Source organism: Arthrobacter ginkgonis, assembly GCF_039540195.1.
GTDB classification, from domain to species: Bacteria; Actinomycetota; Actinomycetes; order Actinomycetales; family Micrococcaceae; genus Zafaria; species Zafaria ginkgonis.
The window spans coordinates 408,004-424,929 of record NZ_BAABEO010000008.1; the positions used below are offsets into that span (position 1 = coordinate 408,004).

Below are 16,926 nucleotides of genomic sequence, written 5' to 3' on the forward strand. Positions count from 1 at the left end.
CCCGTGCCCGCAAACCTATGCAGATGGCAATCCGTGCTGTCTACTGGGCCCCATGATCCAGGGATTCAAGGACTTCCTGATGAGAGGCAACGTCATTGACCTTGCCGTGGCCGTGGTGATCGGCACCGCGTTCGGCGCTGTGATCAATGCACTTGTGGCGAGCGTCCTCATGCCGCTGATCTCCGCCTTGGTGGGCGCACCGACCTTCGACGACTTCGCTGTGGTCGCCCTCAACGGCAACGACCTCCGGTTCGGCGTCCTCCTCACGGCTTTGGTGAACTTCCTGCTGATCGCCGCCGCCGTCTACTTCGCGTTCGTCCTGCCGGTGAACAAGATGATGGAGGCGCGCGAGAGGAAGCTGGCCGCCGGCAGGAAACTGGAGCCGGAGGAGGTCCCCGCGGACATCCAGCTGCTGACCGAGATCCGCGACGCGCTCAAGGGCCGCGCCTGACCCATTCACCGCGCTGTGTACAGTGGACGGAATGATTCAGGGTTTCAAGAGTTTCCTCATGAAGGGCAACGTCGTCGACCTTGCCGTGGCAGTGGTGGTCGGCACCGCGTTCACCGGTGTTGTCAATGCGCTCGTGAAGAACGTCCTCATGCCGCTGATCTCCGCCATCGTGGGTTCGCCGACTTTCGACGAATTCGCGGTGATCAATCTCAACGGGAACATCATCCAGTTCGGCGTCTTCCTCACCGCGCTGGTCAATTTCCTGCTGATCTCCGCCGCCGTCTACTTCGTGATCGTGATGCCCATGAACAAGCTGATCGAGTTCCGCGACAGGAAGCTGCACCTCGGCCAAAAGACCGAGCCGGAGGAGGTCCCCGCGGACATCCAACTGCTGACCGAGATCCGTGACTCGCTCAAAAGCCCTGTCTGAGCTGACTACGCGGTAATCTACGCAAAAGCGAGTAGCCGGGGTGTCCACGTTCGCGTGGGCACCCCACTTACTTAAAGCAATGTCATCGCTTAGACGCCCCACCAGCCAAGCGAGATGGTTCAGCTCAAGATCATCCATTCGATCTGCTGAGCGCTGGGGGGTGTGATATGGAATCTTGGACTCGTCACCTGTTGTTGGGAGCCGCCGTTGCGGGACCGCTTGCAAGCCTGGCCACAGCTATCCGGCCCGCCGAAGCAACAGATTTCGCCATGGATTCCGCTGTTAAGTAGCTCATGGACAGCCCGCAAAGCCTCACGCGGACTTCACTTATCGACGCAATCGATGAGAAGACGATCGGCAAGGTGAGCAAGGACCGTTTGGCGCCTGGCGTGAAAGTGCCGGGCGGTCGCCTGTGCTACTTCGCAGCGGACTCCATCGGGGACGGTGCCGGCGCCACCAACGTGTCCCGCGCATACCGAACGGTTGCCGCACGCATCGCCGGTAGCTCCTACGTCGCCGCAGTTGACGGAGCCGTCCCGGGAAAACGCACGGACAAGATCAACGCCCGCATTCCTGCCATGATCGCTCCTGGGGCCAACATCATCTTCTACCAGGGCGGCGCCAACGACGCTTCCCAGCCTGTCCCGTTGGCCACGTTCCAGCAGAAAATCATTGCCGCGCACAAACTGGCGCAGGACGCGGAAATCCCGTTCATCCTGAGCACTGTGCCAGCAGTGGGCAAGGGGTCCGCCACGATGCTCGCCGCGTTCTCACCGTTGCCTACAACTCGTGGATCAAGCTCTGGGCGCCGGCGCAGGGGATCCCCGTTGCGGACTCGTACACCGCCACCGCTGACTCCACGGACAAACGTCTGCGCACCGACTACGAGGCAACCGTTCCGGACGGCACTCACCCTGGCAACTCAGGCCATCTCGCCATTGCCAATACTGTGGCTCCTGTCATCCGGTCGATCATGCCCGCACGTTTGAGCCTGGTTACCGTGAAGGGCCAGGGCCTGATTTCCGATCCCCTGGGCGCGGCAACGAACTAGTGGGACACATGGACGCGCGTGAGCGCGCTCAACGATACCGGAAGCAGGTGGGCCGATCCTGTGGCCGGGGACTGGCTGACCACGGGCAGGTGGTAGGTGGTTCAAGGGCAACGTCGACAATAGTGTGGGCGGATCCTACAAGGGGTTCACCTTCCGCACCTACGTCGCCTCCAACACCTCCCAGCCGGGCAAGGGATGGGCGCGGGGTGACGTGCTGGGCATTTACTTCAGGGTGAAAACCTCCAGCGCCACGGGGAAAGCATCAAGATAGCCATCACCAACCAATCCGAAGTGGTCCAGACCGTGGTATTTGATGAACCGTCATCCTCGGCGCCCGGCCCGCAGTACCCCACATTCACTGTCCCGGCATCAGGCATGACTGCCGTCGGCTTGTCATTCTCCGTCACTTCCAAACCGGGAGAAATCCTGACCGGCTACATCGGGCAAGTGGACTTGTTCAACCTGACCAAGCTCGGCCTGGCTTAACGGCAACGGGGAAGCCCTAGGGCTTCCCCGTTGCGCGGTGTGGTCAGCGGGCCCACCAGCACCATCTGCGATTGAGATAGAGCGGTTGGCTGTTCACGTAGTTGGCGTTGGGAGCCCGCTCCATGCTCGGCTACATCTCATGCAGACGCTGGTGTTCGTGGTTGCAGAACGGGCCTTCGTCATCCCGTGTTCTCGTGCCGGCGGGGACTTACTCTCCGCACCAGCCGCACGCGTTCGGATTGTCCTTGGCGAATAGCCAAGCCAACACGCCCGCGGGCCATCCACGAGGAGACCGCCAACTCGGCTCTCCCAAGTATCTCGACCAATCCACTTCTAGACTCCTACACGGCTTCGGATTGCTTGCCTTGGCGCGGGCTGTCTCCGCTTCACCATGTACCTACTGACCATTCCGGCTACCATCGCGATGACGACGCCATATACCAACATGCGCGTCGAGGATCTCAGGTTGTACTGGATGGAATAGAGGAAGAAAAGACCCGCCATGCCGACCAGCGCAAGACTGACGATGCCATGTCCGCGAGCGGCGAGACGCAGGACGGCTCGATCACCGAGAGCCAGCAGAACCCCAACGATCACGAAGTAGATCACGACGTGGATCGTCCCCTGGTTGCCCAGTTCCCCAACACCCGCATAAGGCGTGTAAACATTGAGCCGCATGTCAGCTGCATACTCGTACCAGCCGGCAGCTTTGCCGCCGAGCGGATTGACGGATGCCCAAAAAGCGTCCGTGGGGATGGGAGGGGCTTGATAAGCCGTGGCCCCAACGATTCCGAAGCTGACCAAGATGTTGAGTGCCATGGACTCCCACCCCACCTCGTAGTCAAGGAATCCAGGCATCTGTGCCATATACGGGAGAACGCCATGCTCGGGGAGCCCCCGTAGGTAGAGCGGTAGCTTCAAAAGGTAGAACGAGAGCAACGCCGCTGCCGCCAGCGCCCAATAGGTCAGGCGCGTGCGGCGCGCCAAAAGGGCGCCGACCATGAACAACAGCGGGGCCATGGCCAAACGCCTGCTGCCGGTCCCGAAGAAGTTAAGCAAATATCCGACCAGCATGAGCACCGCCCAGAACCTTACGGCCCCTTTGGCTGAAACCGTGATGTAGCCCAGGACGATAACCGCGGCGATGGCCAGCTGCACGGCCAGTGCTGAGATGCCGGCGACCTGGACAGCCTCAGCAATGTAATCAGTGCGCCTCAAAAGCCTGCCACCCGCCGATACGAACAAGATCACAAGAGGCACGGCGCACCCGAAAAGCACCAGCCTTGTGAGACCTCGCGAAAAGCCTTTGATGGAAGCACGCCGCTTCAGTCGAGGCAGGATAAGCAGTGTCGCCAGCCCCCCCGAAAGAGTCGACAACGACGCAACGGTGAAGAGTTTCAGAGTCTCGGTCGTTTGGAGGTCGTTCAGGACGATAACAATCGACGCTCCAGTCCGAGTCTCTTCCTGAATTCCCGAGTAGAAGAGCGTTCCAATGACCCCGAACAAGAACAGTCCGATCGTGATCATCCCCCACGGCGATGACGACAGCGGGGCCCGTCTCCCTTTGATCAGGTAGAGGCCAACCCAGAGCGCCAGCGCTCCAAGAAAGATGATTGCCGCTTGAATGATCCGTCCCTTTCGTCCTTGACGGAACAGTCCCCCGCCAAATAGTGCTGCACGGAAACCCGTGCCATAGTCACCGATACTGAGGCGGCTACTTGAGCGCCTTCCTAATAAGCGGCTCGATCTTGTCGGCAAGGTATTCATGCCCGGCGTCGGTCGGGTGGACACCATCAGAGCCGATCAGCCCCGACTTCCCTTCGGCAAACCAACCCCTGGCCAAGGGGTCAACGAACGTGGCCCCCACTTCCTTGGCGGCGGCCTTGACGGCATCACGGGAGGCACGGATTTTGGGGGGTGGGTTGCCGTCAACCCACGGCGGCCCGATGACCACGAGTTTCGCGTCTGGCGCCGATTCTTCCGCCGCCTCGAATGCTTTCAGAGCACCTTCGCGCACGGCGTCGTATCCGGCAACGTCATTCCGGCTGCTAAAGAAAACCACGAGATCCGAGCCCCGCACCTCGCCGGCTCGCACGACCAGGTTGACGCCGTCCGGGCTGGTGGCAACATACCCTGTACCGCCTTCAGTGTGCAGGCTCGCCGCGATGCCGAGGTCTTCAGCAATCAGGTCGGTCCAGCGGTGTCCCTTGCCGGTATCCATCTCGGACCCCCCGGTGTAAGAGTCGCCTACGAAGGCAACTTTCGCGGGGGCCGGGGTGGTCGCGGCATCGGATTCCTCGGCGAGCAAGGTCGCGTCGGGGGTGCCATTCTCCCGAGCCTCTTGGACGTCCGCGGCGATGGCATTCATTTCCGCCGCCTTCTGCTGGGCAGGCCGAACGCCGAAGGCCCAGAAGGCCAGCCCAACTACAAGAACCCCGATCACCGCTACCGAGATGTTCCTGATGAGCGCATCGCGCTCACGCTCACTATCGGTTCTCAGCGCCACAGTTCCCCCTGCTATCTCGACAAACGTCAAGAGTCTATCGGTCCCTAACCGCGGAAAGTGCTAAGGGGGACGCTGGCGGGGCTACCTGCAGGACGACCCCGCCAGCTGGGGGCACCGGGCCGAACAGGGGGATGCCTGCCAGGCGCAGGCCCCACTCCATCGGACACGGACGGCAAATGAAAATCGGCCATAGCTTAGAGGACGGCCCTCACCAAGTATCGGGAGCCGTCGTTGTACCGGCCCACCCCTAACCGCCCATGGGTAAGGCGGTCAACGTAACTGGGTTAAGGCAGCACCAGCGATAGCGGCTACTCCGGCAGCCAGCATCAGGCTCGCGGCCAACCGCATGATCTTGGCCCGCCGTCTCTGCTTTAGGCGCGCAATATACCAAGTCCGCTTACGACGTTGCTCCGTCATGATTCCCCCTATCAGATCGACAAACATCCCAAGCCTACCCGCCCCTTATGGCTGGGATAGTCGATTACTTGGCGATCTCCAACCGCCGATACCGGCGCATTGTCCATCTCTAACCACGGCGAAGAGGTCACGGTCGGGGCATGGGTCCGCCACAAAAACTCCAACACGGGCTTCTTGGGCGGGACGTGCCAGGAAGGTGACGCGGACCCGAAATGCCAGTGTGGACTTGCCTTGGACCTCCCGACCTACGGCGGCGAGAACTCGAGGTGCCAGCACGTCTCCAAAACGGGCAGGGCTTGCCCTCGGATCTCATACTCGCGTGACTAAGCATCGAGCGGGCGGCGCGTCACAGCGCAGGAATGGCACATGGCAGCCAAGACCTACGGCGAAGCGCAAGTCCTCTCGTACGTCAACGGCCTCACCGCCCCGGTGAACTTCCTGCTTATCTCCGCCGCCATCTACTTCGTGATTGTCATGCCAATGAACAATCTGATCGAGTTCCGCGACAAGAAGCTGCACTTCGGCCACAGCTGGAGCCGGAAAAGGTCCCCGCGGACTTCCAATAGTTGACCGAAATCCGGGACGTGCTCAAGAGCCACGCCTAGCCATCCCTTTCGCGGCCCGTCCCGCTTCCGCCGCATATGCGTCGAGGAGGCGGGACGCCGGCCTTAAGGGGTCCGCGGATTCTTGCCGATACCCCCTCGGCGTGGCCGTGCCCCGGGCGGTGGTGATCCCCGGGCGCGCGGGACTGTGGCTGCGGTTGGCCCGGGGAGCGCCCAGTCCTGCACGCCGGAAGTGCTCGCGCAACTGGCGCGCCGAGCGGTAGCCGGAATGTTGGGCGATCTCCGCCATGTCCAGCATCCGGCAGGCAGGGTCTTGCAGCAGGCGCTGGGCTTGTTCCAGCCGCATCTTGGCCAACACAGCAGCAGGGGTGCTGCCACTGGCCGCGAAAGAGCGCTGAAGCTGGCGCAGCGAGACGTTCAGGTCCGCGGCGAGTGCCGCCGTGTCGTAAAGGCTGTCGACGTACTTCACCCCGATCAACCGTTCTGCCTGATAGCGGATATCTTCCAGCCCGGTTCTCCGGGCGGCACGAAGCCCGTCGTCGGATAGCAAGAGTGCCCCGGCCATTTCCAGCAGCAATCGCTCCACGATGTAGGGAGCGGGTCCGGTGCCGGACGCCTTTGAGCCGGCCACGCTCTCGATGAAACGCTGCGCCGCGTCATGCAGCAGGGGCGACGCCTCCAGCACGTCGATCTGCACGGAGGGGGCAATTCCGAACTCTTCCAGCGCGTCGCTCGGAACCGTGAGCGAGACCATCAAGGTTTTGACGGGCCATTCGAGGGTGTAGTCCAGCAATGAGCGAACGAACCAAGCCTGCCCGGCGCCGACTTCCAACCGTCCATCCGGCGTGTGGGCGACTAGCTCACCAGAGAGGATGAAGACGATCATGACCTCACCGTTCGGTCTCCCGATCACCTTCAGGACACCAGGCTCCGCGACGGTGGACATCGCCACCGCGGACCCCAACTGCGCGCCCTCCGAGCGCATCGCCCACCCACGCCGCCCCGAAGGGAGCATCGGCAGCCCCGCGAGCGCGCCGATGGACGTGTTCGCCCCATTCACGATCGCGTAGTCCGGTCCCACTACCACCGAATGTCGCTGCAAGACCCCCACACGCCCCCCCGAAAGAGTTCCCTTCGCCGGATAGGCCCCGCCGAAAACACTAGACATAGGGTATTGGGCGCATGCAGCAATGGCAGTGACCGCCACGGAAACGAGGTCATGTAGCTCCTTACACGAAACGCGCCGCGGTCACAATCCGTTGAAAGGACGCATTCGCGCCAGAAAACCGATGTGTTCGCGCCCAAAAGACCGCCTTTCGCTCTGTCCCTGTATGCCCGATTGGTAAGGATGTGGCCGCGCCGAATTTTCCACCGGCCGCCTCAACCGCCTCACTCGCTAGGGGGAACAGCCTTGACCGCACAGCCCGCAACCCGCGGACCGATCGACCGTCGCACCATCGTCCGGGGAGCAGCTTGGTCACTTCCCGTCATCGCGGCCGCAGTGGCCGCACCGGCGGCTTCCGCTTCGGTGATGGACACCGCCTTGGCGATGAGCGGGAGCCGAATCGGCCTGGAGACATTCAATATTCTGGGCGGGGGTGGGCCCCTCACGTCGCAGGCCTTGGTGACCGTTCCCACCGGAGTGACGCTGAGCAATCCTGCGGCAGGCGCCATCGTCAATGAGATCGCCACCGTCCAGGTCAACATCGGCCGTCCGCCTGGCATCAACATGCCCGTGGGCCGGGCCCGCGGCTTCGGGGTGTACTCCTTCAACGGCGTGCCGACCGTCGCGGGAAGCCGCACCGCCACCTACCAAACCGCGCCAATCGTCGGCCAGTTCGGCTTCCCGGCAACCACCTTCACTACCGCTGAGGCCTTCAGCGTCGCCTCGAACGGCGTACTGCCGATCGCTTTCGAACTGGGCTTGGCCGGAGTCAGCACCGGCTCCTCCATCTCGGTCCCTGTCACTTTCCCGGTCACCATCACTATGACCATCGCGGGCAACGTCTTGGTCACGACGACCACCGTCCTGGTGCCGGTGAGCGCCGACATCCTCTAGGCGCACCCGTCCGGTTCGTCTTGGGCACCACCCGATCTCTGGGCCGACTTTCCCGCTGGAATCCGCCGACATGACGCGTGTACGCCAAGGAAAATACGTGTTCACGCCTAAAGAAATCATTCCGCGCTCGCGCTGGCTGCCCGGTTGGAAGGATTTGGTTGCACCGGCTTTTCTGCCGGAGGCGCCAGCCACATTACTCGCTAGGGGAACAATCTTGACCGAACAGCCAGCCACCCGCGGACCAATCGACCGCCGGAACCTCGTTAAGGGAGCCGCTTGGTCCCTTCCGGTCATCGCCGCCGCGGTGGCCGCACCGGCGGCCTCAGCCTCAGTAGACACCGACCTGGGTGCGTTTGGCATCAACGGATCCTGCGGCGTTCTGGGCGTCCAGGGCCCGGGGTTCCTCCTGACCGCGGGAAGTGTCCCTCTTCCCGTCGGCACCATCTTCTTGGTTACCGGATCGGGCGTGGCCAACATCGGCGTCTTCTCCATCTCTGGGGGCACGGCCACCGTGCAAGTCCTGTCCCCGACCTCGCGTTTGATCACGCTGACCGGCGCCCAGCCGGCCGGCACGACGCTGTCGGCACGCACCACCCTGTCAACCTCGGTCGCATTCACCCTCAATGCCGTGGTCACGATCCCCGCCGGCTACACGTCCACCGGCGCCAAGACCGCCGCCTCGGTCAATTCCACGATGATCATGTGCACCGCCTCGTAGGCGACCGCCCCAAGGGGGCCATGGCCGCGTCTCCCCGGAGAATTCAGCGGCCCAGAACCTGCCGCCGGGCCTGACGGACGGCCAGCGGCAGCCGTCCTAGGAAGCGAAGCAGCCGCTGCCGCCGGTGGCGGGCCAGGGTTCTTCGGTCCGCCCCCAGGAGCGAGAGGTCGACGACGGCCAGGGCCTCCCGGCTGGGGACGAGCGATCGCCACAGGATCCGCGGCTTCTCACGCCACGGGGCCCGGGCCAGCAGGACCAGCTTGTGGGTGCTGCCGTAGCTCGAAAACGTGCGCCTGATCCAGTCCTCCGAGGCCGCCGGGAAGGACACTCCCGCGGCCTGTTCGGGGTAGGCGTCGCGCAGGAAAGGCTCCATGGCCGCCCAGGCTCCGGTGCCGTCCAGCAGCGGCGTCAACTCCTCCCAGGCCGGCAGCACGGGAGCGGATTCCCCGCGGCCCAGGAGGAAGTCGTAGTCGGCCCGCGCGTTGGTCATGTGGTGCGAATCCGTGTGCAGGTTCCGCAGCGCGTGGACGGCCTGGATGAGTACCAGTCCCCCGCGCGGGGGAACCGGGGCCTCGACGCCGGCGAACCGGTGGGTGCCGCTCCCCCGCTCCAGCGCCGCGAAGGCCGCCGCGGGATCGGCGTCCAGCCCCGGAAAACGGAAGTGGACGTCGATGTCGCACGGCCAGTGCGGGTGGTAGGCCGTGACGGAGTGTTTGGGGAGGCCCATGCCGTCCTCGAAGGGGCGGGTGAACCAGCCCCGTTCCGCCAGGGCCTCCAGCAGCCGGTCCATGTCTTCGGGATGGACCAGCACGTCGATGTCCGCCGAGGCCCGCTGCGGACGGGCACCCGCGGCGACGGCGGCCGGGCCCTTGACGAACAGGCACCGCAGTCCCCGCTCCCTGCACAGGGAAGCGGTCAGTGCGGCGGCCAGCTCGACCGCCTCGCCCCGGTGCAGAACGGCGGGGAGAGCGGGACTGGCAACGTTCGCAAGGGGCATGCCTTTACTCTAGCCAGCCGTCTGCGGGTCGCCGGCCAGGGTTGGGCTGCGCGGCTGGGCTGCGGCCCGCCGGACGGAGCCGTTTCACGCAATTTGGATGACCCAAGGAATCAATTAGGGAGGACGCACACGGATGGTGCATCAGGCAGGGACCGCAGGGACCCGATCCGTAGGGCCGGGCACCGAAGCCGGCGCCCCGGCGTCGTTCCCCCTGGCCGCGTTTTCCTTGGCAGCCTTGGGCGGCCGGGTGGAGGTGGACGGGCTGACACCCGGGGAGACATCCGAACTGGCCGACGCCTGGTCCCGGTGCCTGCCGGACGGCAGTGAGCCCACGGTGGTGGACCGCATGGAGCGCGGGTCCGGGGACTGGACGCGGTTCCACGAGGACCTGGTCCACCGGGCCACCCGGGCGGGCATCGACTCCGGCCGCGGGGAGCTGCTGATGTTCCACGCCGCCGCGCTGGCCTGCCCGGCGACGGGCGCGACGATCGTGCTGGCCGCCGCCAGCGGCACCGGGAAGACCACGGCAACCCGGACGCTGGGGAAGGTGTTCGGCTACGTCACCGACGAAACCGCCGCGGTGCGGACGGACCTGTCCATGGCGGCGTTCGCGAAGCCCCTTTCCGTGCTCCCGGCGTCCGGCCTGCGCCCGAAGACCCAGTACTCCCCCGACGCCTTGGGACTGCTCCCGGCTCCGGCCGATCCGCGGCTGGCCGTGGTGGCCGTGCTTCACCGGGACCGGACCGGGGAGACCGGTTCGGCCACCGCCGAGGTGGTCCCGCTGCTGGAGGCGCTGGAAGGGCTTGCCCCGCAGATCTCCTCCCTCGCCGCCCTGGATCGGGGCCTGGTGCGGCTGTGCGAAACGCTGGACGCCTGCGGCGGCCTCCGTCGGCTGCGCTACGCCGAAGCCGAACAACTCGTGCCCCTGGTGGATGGACTGCTGGCCGGGGCGCCGGATGCCCGGGAGGGCGCAGGGGGTGCGCTGTCCCCGGCAGGGAGCCAGTGGCGGGCGCTGCCGCCCGTGGACATTCGGGGCGGCCGTCCCGGGGAGTCCCAGGGCGGACCGGCCGAAGCCGGGTCCTGCCGGCGGGTGGAGGTGGACGACGCGGTGGCCGTCGGCGACGACCTGGTGCTGTTGCACGGCGAACGGCTCTCGGTGCTGTCCGGGATCGGTCCGGCGCTCTGGCACGCCGCACGGGACTGGTGCGGGCCGGCGGACCTGAAGGGCGCCGTCGTGCGCGAGTTCGGCGACCATCCGGAGGCCGATGTTCTGCTGGCCGAGCACCTGGAGGCCCTGGTCCAGCGCGGGATCCTGGCGGTGGCCGTATGAGCCGCGAAATCGGCCGGCCCGTGTGGCGGAAATCGGAGAACCTCGCCGTGGCCGAATCGGAGGGAGGCGGGCGCTTCGCCGTCCTGGACCTGGACCTGGACGGCAGCCAGCCCGTGGTGCTGGCCGACTCCGCGGCAGGAATCTGGCGCGCCCTGGCGGAACCGGGCACCGCGGCGGAGGTGGCCGATCGTGTCGCCGCCGACTACGGGATGCCGGCGTCGGAGATCGCGGACCAGGTCGGCGGGTTCCTCGAATCGCTGCGCACCCAGGGCCTGGCCCGCACGGACTGAGGCGGGCCCGGGGCCGGGCTCAGGCCTTCGGTTTCCCGCGCTCGGCGGCCGCCACGAGGGCACGCAGCGCGGACAGGTCGGGGGCGGCGGAGGACGCGGCCTCCGAGTTGGCGGCAGCGACGGCGTCGAGCACCTCCTGGCGCTGGATCCGGACGCCCGGAGGGGCCTCGATGCCGAGCTTCACCACGTCGCCGCGCACCTCGACGACCTTCACGACGATGTCAGGCCCGAGTGCGATCTGTTCGCCGGCCTTGCGGGTGAGAACAAGCATCGTCCGAGTCTACCGCCCGCTATGCCTGGGCGGTTTCCCGCTCGGTGGCCGCGGCGGAGTGCTCCGTGAACGCCCCGCGGTACCGGGCCGCGGGGTGGCTGGCCTCCAGTAGCGGCCCCCGGACGAAGACCTTCTCCCGCAGCGTGCCCGGCGCGTACTCGGTCTGCGCCAAGCCGCGGCGGCGCAACTCCGGAAGCACACCGTCGATGAAGTCGGTGTAGGACCCCGGGAGGATCTGGTTCATCACGTTGACGCCGTCCATGCCGGCGTCCTGCCAGCGTTCGAGCTCGTCGACGATCTGCTCCGGCGTGCCGGCGATCTGCTGGGCCTTGGCCCGGTAGCGGGCCAGGTCCCCGATCGTGGGCTTCCCGCCGGGCACTGCGGCGATCGCGGCCTCCAGCACGCCGCGCGCACCCTCGGTCTCCAGCTCGCCCAGCGGCGTATCCAAATCGAGTCCACCCAGGTCGACGCCGATGCCGCCGCCGATGTGGGCGATGATCGCGTGCGGGTCCAGGTACTCGTCGTATTCGGCCTCCTTGCGACGCACCTCCTCCTCGGTGCTGCCGATCACGAAGGACAGTCCGGCAAAGACCTTGACGTCGCCCGGCGAGCGCCCGGCCTCCGACTCCAGGGCGCGCAGCTGGCCCACCTGCTTGCGGACGTAGTCGGTGTGTGGCGCGAACAGGAACGTGGCCTCGGCGTTGGCGGCCGCGAAGGACCGTCCACGGGTGGAGCTGCCGGCTTGGAAGAGGAACGGCGTGCGCTGCGGGCTGGGGATCGCCAGGTGCGGGCCCTCGATGGAGTAGCGCTTGCCGCGGTGGTGGATCTTGTTGACCTTGGCCGGGTCGGCAAAGATCCCGCCCTGCTTGTCGGCGAGCACGGCGCCGTCCTCCCAGGAGCCCTCCCACAGCTTGTAGGCGGCCTCCATGTACTCGTCCGCCCAGTCGTAGCGGTCATCATGGGCGGTCAGCCCTTCCGCGCCGAAGTTGCGGTGCGAGTTCTCCAGCACGCTGGTGACGACGTTCCACGCGACCCGGCCGCCGGAGATGTGGTCCAGGGTGGAGAGCTGGCGGGCCAGCTGGTAGGGCTCCGACTGGATGATCGAGCTCGTCATCGCCAGCCCGATGTCCCTCGTGGTGGCCGAGAGCGCGGACAGCAGCACCAGCGGATCGTGTGAGGGAACCTGCATGCCCTTGCGCACCAGGGAGGCCCAGCCGCCCTCGTGGTCGCCGTAGAGGCCCACCACGTCGGCGAAGAACATCGCGTCGAACTTCGCGTCCTCGAGTTGGCGGGCGAGGTCGGTCCACAGCGACAGCTCGTGGAAGCGGTGCTGCTGCGCCTCCGGGTGGCGCCATTGGCCGCCGAGGATGTGGCTGGAGGTGTTCATCAGGAACGCGCTGAGCAGCAGGCGCGGCCGGGTGTCGAAGGTTCCCATCTAGCGCACCTCGTTCGTTGCGGAGTTGTCGGCGCCCGCGGCGTGGGCGGGTGCCGCGGGGGCGTCGCCGATGCTGTTCAGGCCCTGCGGAATGGTCCCGTTGACGTGGTAGTCGCCGACCGCGCGGGCCTTGAACACCACCGGGTTGTGGGTGGCCACGGTGCGCGCGTTGCGCCAGTGCCGGTCCAACGCCTTGCCGCGGGAGGTGGAGGAGGCCCCGGTGACGTCGAACAGCGCGCCGGCGGCGTCGAGCACCAGCTGCGGGACAGTCACGTGGGCGCTCTGCACGCCGAGCTCCGCGCGGAGGAAGGCGGCGGTGGCGTCCAGCCCCAGGTCCGGGTCGACGGCGGCGTCGAGGTCGCGGGCCGCGGCCACGACGATGGCCTCGGCGGCGTAGACGCCGGCCGCGATCTGGCCGACCCGCTCCTGAATCAGCGGATCGTCGCGGAACAGGGCCCCGGACCCGGTGTTGAAGGTGCGGGTGCGGTCCCGGACCAGCGTGGAGGCGTCGTGCAGCGCCGCGCGTCCGATGCCCGCCAGGACCGAGAGCAGCGCCAGCTGGAAGAAGGCGGGCTCCAGGGTGCTGGAGACCTTGCGCTGGATGATGTCCGCCGCGTCGACCACGACGTCGTCGAACACCGCCGTCCCGGTTCCGGTGAGCGGCTGGCCGAAGCCGTCCCAGTCGTCGACGATCGTCACGGCCGGGTCCTCCACGGGCACCAGCGCGTACTGGCGGCCCTCGACGCCCTCGGTGCTGGCCATCACCACCACCCAGTCGGCGAAGATGCTGCCGGTGGTGTAGAACTTCTCGCCCTTCAGCAGCCAGCGGCCGCCCTCCAGGCTGAGCTTGGTCCGGGTGGTACCCAGCGCGTTGCCGGAGCGCTCGGTGGCGGCGTTGCCGAAGATCTCGCCGCCCAGCACGCGCGGGAACCAGCGGTCCCGGAAGTCGCGCGGCTGCAGGGCGATGGTCTCGACGAAGGAGAAGTGCGAGCGCAGCAGGTGCGAGACGTTGGAGTCGGCCTCGGCCAGTTCGACCAGCAGCCGGAAGAGGTGCTCGTGGCTCACCGCCTCGCCGCCGTGTTCGGCGGGGACCCGCAGCGCCGTGAAGCCCGCCTCCTTGAGCCAGGCCACCTGCTCGAAGGGCAGGATCCTCTTGGCCTCCCGCTCGAACGCGCCTTCGGCGATGCGCCCGAAGACGGGCCGGAAGCGGGCCGCGAGCCGGGCGTAGCGTGCCTCGTCGCTGAGTTCCCGAATGGGGGTGGAGGTCATGGCCTGCCTTTCCTGGGCTGGTCGGTGGGGCTAGCGGGCTGCGAGTTCGCGCAGTCGGTGGCCGGGGTTCGATTCGAGCAACAGCGAGGTGTACTCGCTTTGCGGGTTCGCGAACACCCTGTCGGTGGGTCCGGTTTCCACGAGCTTGCCCCGGCGCATGACGCCGACGTCGTGGGAGATGCGCTCCACCACGTGCAGGTCGTGGGAGATGAACAGGTAGGACAGGCCCAGCCGGCTCTGCAGGTCCTCGAGCAGCTCGAGGACCTGCGCTTGGGTGAGCACGTCGAGGGCGGAGAGCGCCTCGTCAAGGACCAGGGTCCGTGCACCGAGGGCGAGGGCGCGCGCGATCGCGACGCGCTGCCGCTGGCCCCCGGACAGTTCCCTGGGACGCAGGCCGGCGAGCCGGGAGGGCAGGTTGACCTGCTCCAGCAGCTCGGCGACGCGGGCGCGGCGGGCGGCTCGCGAACCGATCCGGTAGTTCACCAGCGGTTCGGCGACGATGTCCGTGATGTCCAGCCGGGGATCCAGGGCGGAGTCGGGGTTCTGGTAGACCAGCTGCAGGCTCCGCCACAGCTCGCGCTTGGCGGCGCCGCGCACCGCGGTGACGTCCTCGCCGGCGATGCGGACCTGGCCGGCGTCGGCGTCAAGCAGCCGCATGACCATCCGGGCCGTGGTGGACTTCCCGGAGCCGGACTCCCCCACCAGCGCGAAGGTGGTTCCGGGGCGCACCGCAAAGGAGACCCCGTCGACGGCGAGGTGTTCCGCGGCGCCGCGGCCGAAGGCCTTGGTCAGCCCGACGGCCTCGATGGCGGGCACCGGGGCGTTCTCCGCCACCGGGGCGGCGTCCTGCGCCGGGGCGGCCGGGACCGCCGGGGCGGCTTCGGCCAGCAGTTCCACGGTGTAGGGGTGATCGGGCGCGGCGAGGATGTCGGCGACCGGCCGGTCCTCGCGGATCCGCCCGGACTGCATGACCACGATCCGGTCGGCCAGATCGGTGGCCACGGCGAGATCGTGCGTCACGAAGACCACCGCGGTCCCGTGGTCCCGGGCCAGCCGCCCGAACACCTCCAGCACCGTACGCTGCACGGTGACGTCCAGCGCGGACGTCGGTTCGTCGGCGATCAGCAGCCGCGGGCCGAGGCTGAACGCGATGGCGATCAGGACGCGCTGCTTCAAGCCGCCCGAGAGTTCATGGGGGTACTGCTTCAGCCGCTCGCGGGGGCGGTCGATGCCCACGAGTTCAAGCAGCCGGACCACTTCCTCGCGCAGTTCGGCCCGGGAGCGCCGCCGCCCGTCGGGGTGCAGCCGGAACGTCTCGGCGACCTGCGACTCGATGGTCTTCACCGGGTCCAGCGAGGCGCCGGGATCCTGCGGCACCATGCCGATGCTGCGGCCGCGGACCTGCTCGTACTGCCTTTCGCTGAGGGCCAGCAGGTCCTTGCCCTCGAAGCGGATCGCGCCGGAAGGGATCTGCGCACTCTCCGGCAGCAGGCCGATGATCGCCTTGGCCAGCGTGGACTTCCCGGAACCGGATTCGCCCACGAGGGCGACGATCTCCCCGGGCTTGAGGGTCAGGTCCAGCGCGTCGGCGGCGACGACGGCGTCGTCGGACCGGCCGTAGCGGATGGTCAGGCCCTTCACCTCGAGGAGGGCGCTGGCCGCGGGCAGGGCACTGGCCCCGGAGGGGGTGCCGGAGGCGGGTGTGGCGGTCATGGTGGGCTCCTGATGGAACGGAAGGCTAGATGCGGAAGAGTTTCTGGAGTTGCCGGCCGAGCCCGGCCAGCAGCACGACGGCGGCGACGATCACCAGGCCGGGGAGGCTGGTCAGCCACCAGGCGGTGGCGAGGTACTGCCGGCCTTCGGCGATGAGCAGCCCCCATTCCGGCGTCGGCGGCGGGGAGCCGAAGCCGAGGAAGCCGAGTCCGGAAATTGCCAGGATGGCGGCCCCCAGGTCCACGGCCAGAAGGGCCAGGACCGGCCCGCAGGCGTTGGGCAGGATGTGCTTCCGGACCACCGAGAGGTAGGTTCCGCCGTTGAGGAAGGCCGCCTCGACGTAGTCCAGGCTCCGTACGCGCAGGACCTCGGACCGGACCACGCGGGCGAACGAGGCGATCGAGGCGATTCCGACGCCGACGCCCAGCGAGATGGGCCCCGGCGCGAAGGCCGTCACGATGATCAGCGAGACCAGGAAGCCGGGGACCGCGAGCAGGACGTCCACCAGCCGCATGGTCGCCGCGTCGGCCACACGCCCGGCGGTGGCGGCCAGCAGTCCCAGCCCCGTGCCGGCCACGAGCCCGATCAGGACGGCGAGGCCGGCGGTGAGCATGGTCTGCGAGGTCCCGTGGACGACGCGGGCATAGACGTCGCGGCCCAGGTGGTCGGTTCCGAACCAATGGGTGGCGTTGGGCCCCTGGAACTTCTCGCTGGGCACGCCCAGCGTCGGGTCGTAGCCGGTGAAGGCCCCCGGCAGCAGGGCCCAACCCACGACCAGCAGCAGCGGCAGCGCCGTGAGCCACAGCCAAGGGGAACGCAGGATCGACGCGCGGGTCTTGCCCGGGCTCCCCAGGCCCGGAACGCCGGCCTGCCCTGCGGGGGTGGCGGCGGCCGGCGCGGCGGTCGGCAGAGCCGCGGATTCGTCGAGAATGACGCTCAT

The 16,926-nt window shown here is 67.2% G+C and carries 19 protein-coding genes; 10 read left to right on the top strand and 9 right to left on the bottom strand.

The genetic code is table 11. From position 1 onward, the window contains the following. Positions 1–52: 52 nt before the first annotated feature. From mscL (ABD912_RS04355) to ABD912_RS04370, 4 genes are all read left to right on the top strand, one after another. Positions 53–451, top strand: a complete 399-nt coding sequence (gene mscL, locus ABD912_RS04355; RefSeq protein ID WP_345148749.1) for a large conductance mechanosensitive channel protein MscL — start codon at positions 53–55, stop codon at positions 449–451. A gap of 31 nt (positions 452–482) precedes the next feature. After that, positions 483–881, top strand: a complete 399-nt coding sequence (gene mscL, locus ABD912_RS04360) for a large conductance mechanosensitive channel protein MscL (RefSeq protein ID WP_345148751.1) — start codon at positions 483–485, stop codon at positions 879–881. Positions 882–1,174: 293 nt separating this feature from the next. Next, a complete protein-coding gene (locus ABD912_RS04365; protein WP_345148752.1) occupies positions 1,175–1,870 on the top strand; it encodes an SGNH/GDSL hydrolase family protein in 696 nt (231 codons plus the stop codon). A gap of 353 nt (positions 1,871–2,223) precedes the next feature. Continuing rightward, positions 2,224–2,418 (top strand): hypothetical protein, encoded by a 195-nt coding sequence (locus ABD912_RS04370; RefSeq protein WP_345148755.1) that lies wholly within the window; start codon positions 2,224–2,226, stop codon positions 2,416–2,418. Between the two features lie 333 nt (positions 2,419–2,751). Here ABD912_RS04370 and ABD912_RS04375 read toward each other — a convergent pair whose 3' ends face one another. Further along, positions 2,752–3,945 carry a hypothetical protein gene (locus ABD912_RS04375; protein ID WP_345148757.1) on the bottom strand — a complete coding sequence of 398 codons (1,194 nt, stop codon included), beginning with the start codon at positions 3,943–3,945 and terminating at the stop codon, positions 2,752–2,754. A 187-nt stretch (positions 3,946–4,132) separates the two neighbouring features. Then, complete coding sequence (locus ABD912_RS04380) at positions 4,133–4,924, bottom strand: SGNH/GDSL hydrolase family protein (RefSeq protein ID WP_345148759.1); 792 nt, start codon at positions 4,922–4,924, stop codon at positions 4,133–4,135. A 783-nt stretch (positions 4,925–5,707) separates the two neighbouring features. Between ABD912_RS04380 and ABD912_RS04385 the strand changes: the two genes are divergently transcribed. Next, entirely contained in the window at positions 5,708–5,911 is a 204-nt protein-coding gene (locus tag ABD912_RS04385) for a hypothetical protein (protein WP_345148760.1), read from the top strand. 18 nt (positions 5,912–5,929) lie between these two features. Here the strand turns inward: ABD912_RS04385 and ABD912_RS04390 are convergent, their stop codons facing one another. After that, entirely contained in the window at positions 5,930–6,790 is an 861-nt protein-coding gene (locus ABD912_RS04390) for a helix-turn-helix domain-containing protein (RefSeq protein WP_425548017.1), read from the bottom strand. On the opposite strand from ABD912_RS04390, the gene ABD912_RS04395 reads away from it, so the two are divergent. From ABD912_RS04395 to ABD912_RS04405, 3 genes are all read left to right on the top strand, one after another. Next, positions 6,789–6,974 carry a hypothetical protein gene (locus ABD912_RS04395; protein ID WP_345149439.1) on the top strand — a complete coding sequence of 62 codons (186 nt, stop codon included), beginning with the start codon at positions 6,789–6,791 and terminating at the stop codon, positions 6,972–6,974. The two genes, ABD912_RS04390 and ABD912_RS04395, sit on opposite strands and share 2 nt — an antisense overlap. A gap of 554 nt (positions 6,975–7,528) precedes the next feature. Beyond that, positions 7,529–7,963 carry a hypothetical protein gene (locus ABD912_RS04400; protein WP_345148761.1) on the top strand — a complete coding sequence of 145 codons (435 nt, stop codon included), beginning with the start codon at positions 7,529–7,531 and terminating at the stop codon, positions 7,961–7,963. 214 nt (positions 7,964–8,177) lie between these two features. Beyond that, on the top strand, positions 8,178–8,681 hold the full coding sequence (locus ABD912_RS04405) for a hypothetical protein (RefSeq protein ID WP_345148763.1): 504 nt from the start codon (positions 8,178–8,180) through the stop codon (positions 8,679–8,681). 43 nt (positions 8,682–8,724) lie between these two features. Here the strand turns inward: ABD912_RS04405 and ABD912_RS04410 are convergent, their stop codons facing one another. Then, complete coding sequence (locus tag ABD912_RS04410; RefSeq protein WP_345148764.1) at positions 8,725–9,678, bottom strand: nucleotidyltransferase family protein; 954 nt, start codon at positions 9,676–9,678, stop codon at positions 8,725–8,727. Between the two features lie 133 nt (positions 9,679–9,811). Between ABD912_RS04410 and ABD912_RS04415 the strand changes: the two genes are divergently transcribed. Both ABD912_RS04415 and ABD912_RS04420 read left to right on the top strand, forming a co-directional pair. Continuing rightward, complete coding sequence (locus ABD912_RS04415; protein WP_345148765.1) at positions 9,812–11,008, top strand: hypothetical protein; 1,197 nt, start codon at positions 9,812–9,814, stop codon at positions 11,006–11,008. Next, complete coding sequence (locus ABD912_RS04420; RefSeq protein WP_345148766.1) at positions 11,005–11,298, top strand: PqqD family protein; 294 nt, start codon at positions 11,005–11,007, stop codon at positions 11,296–11,298. The genes ABD912_RS04415 and ABD912_RS04420 overlap by 4 nt, the downstream gene beginning before the upstream one ends. A gap of 19 nt (positions 11,299–11,317) precedes the next feature. Here ABD912_RS04420 and ABD912_RS04425 read toward each other — a convergent pair whose 3' ends face one another. From ABD912_RS04425 to ABD912_RS04445, 5 genes are read right to left on the bottom strand one after another with little or no spacing between them, the layout of a single operon-like run. Further along, a complete protein-coding gene (locus tag ABD912_RS04425; protein WP_345148767.1) occupies positions 11,318–11,569 on the bottom strand; it encodes a carbon storage regulator in 252 nt (83 codons plus the stop codon). Between the two features lie 19 nt (positions 11,570–11,588). Beyond that, positions 11,589–13,004, bottom strand: a complete 1,416-nt coding sequence (locus ABD912_RS04430; RefSeq protein ID WP_345148768.1) for an LLM class flavin-dependent oxidoreductase — start codon at positions 13,002–13,004, stop codon at positions 11,589–11,591. After that, on the bottom strand, positions 13,005–14,273 hold the full coding sequence (locus ABD912_RS04435; RefSeq protein ID WP_345148770.1) for an acyl-CoA dehydrogenase family protein: 1,269 nt from the start codon (positions 14,271–14,273) through the stop codon (positions 13,005–13,007). A 30-nt stretch (positions 14,274–14,303) separates the two neighbouring features. Further along, positions 14,304–15,986 carry an ABC transporter ATP-binding protein gene (locus ABD912_RS04440; protein ID WP_345148772.1) on the bottom strand — a complete coding sequence of 561 codons (1,683 nt, stop codon included), beginning with the start codon at positions 15,984–15,986 and terminating at the stop codon, positions 14,304–14,306. Positions 15,987–16,011: 25 nt separating this feature from the next. Then, positions 16,012–16,926, bottom strand: coding sequence for an ABC transporter permease (locus tag ABD912_RS04445; protein WP_345148774.1), 915 nt, complete (start codon positions 16,924–16,926; stop codon positions 16,012–16,014).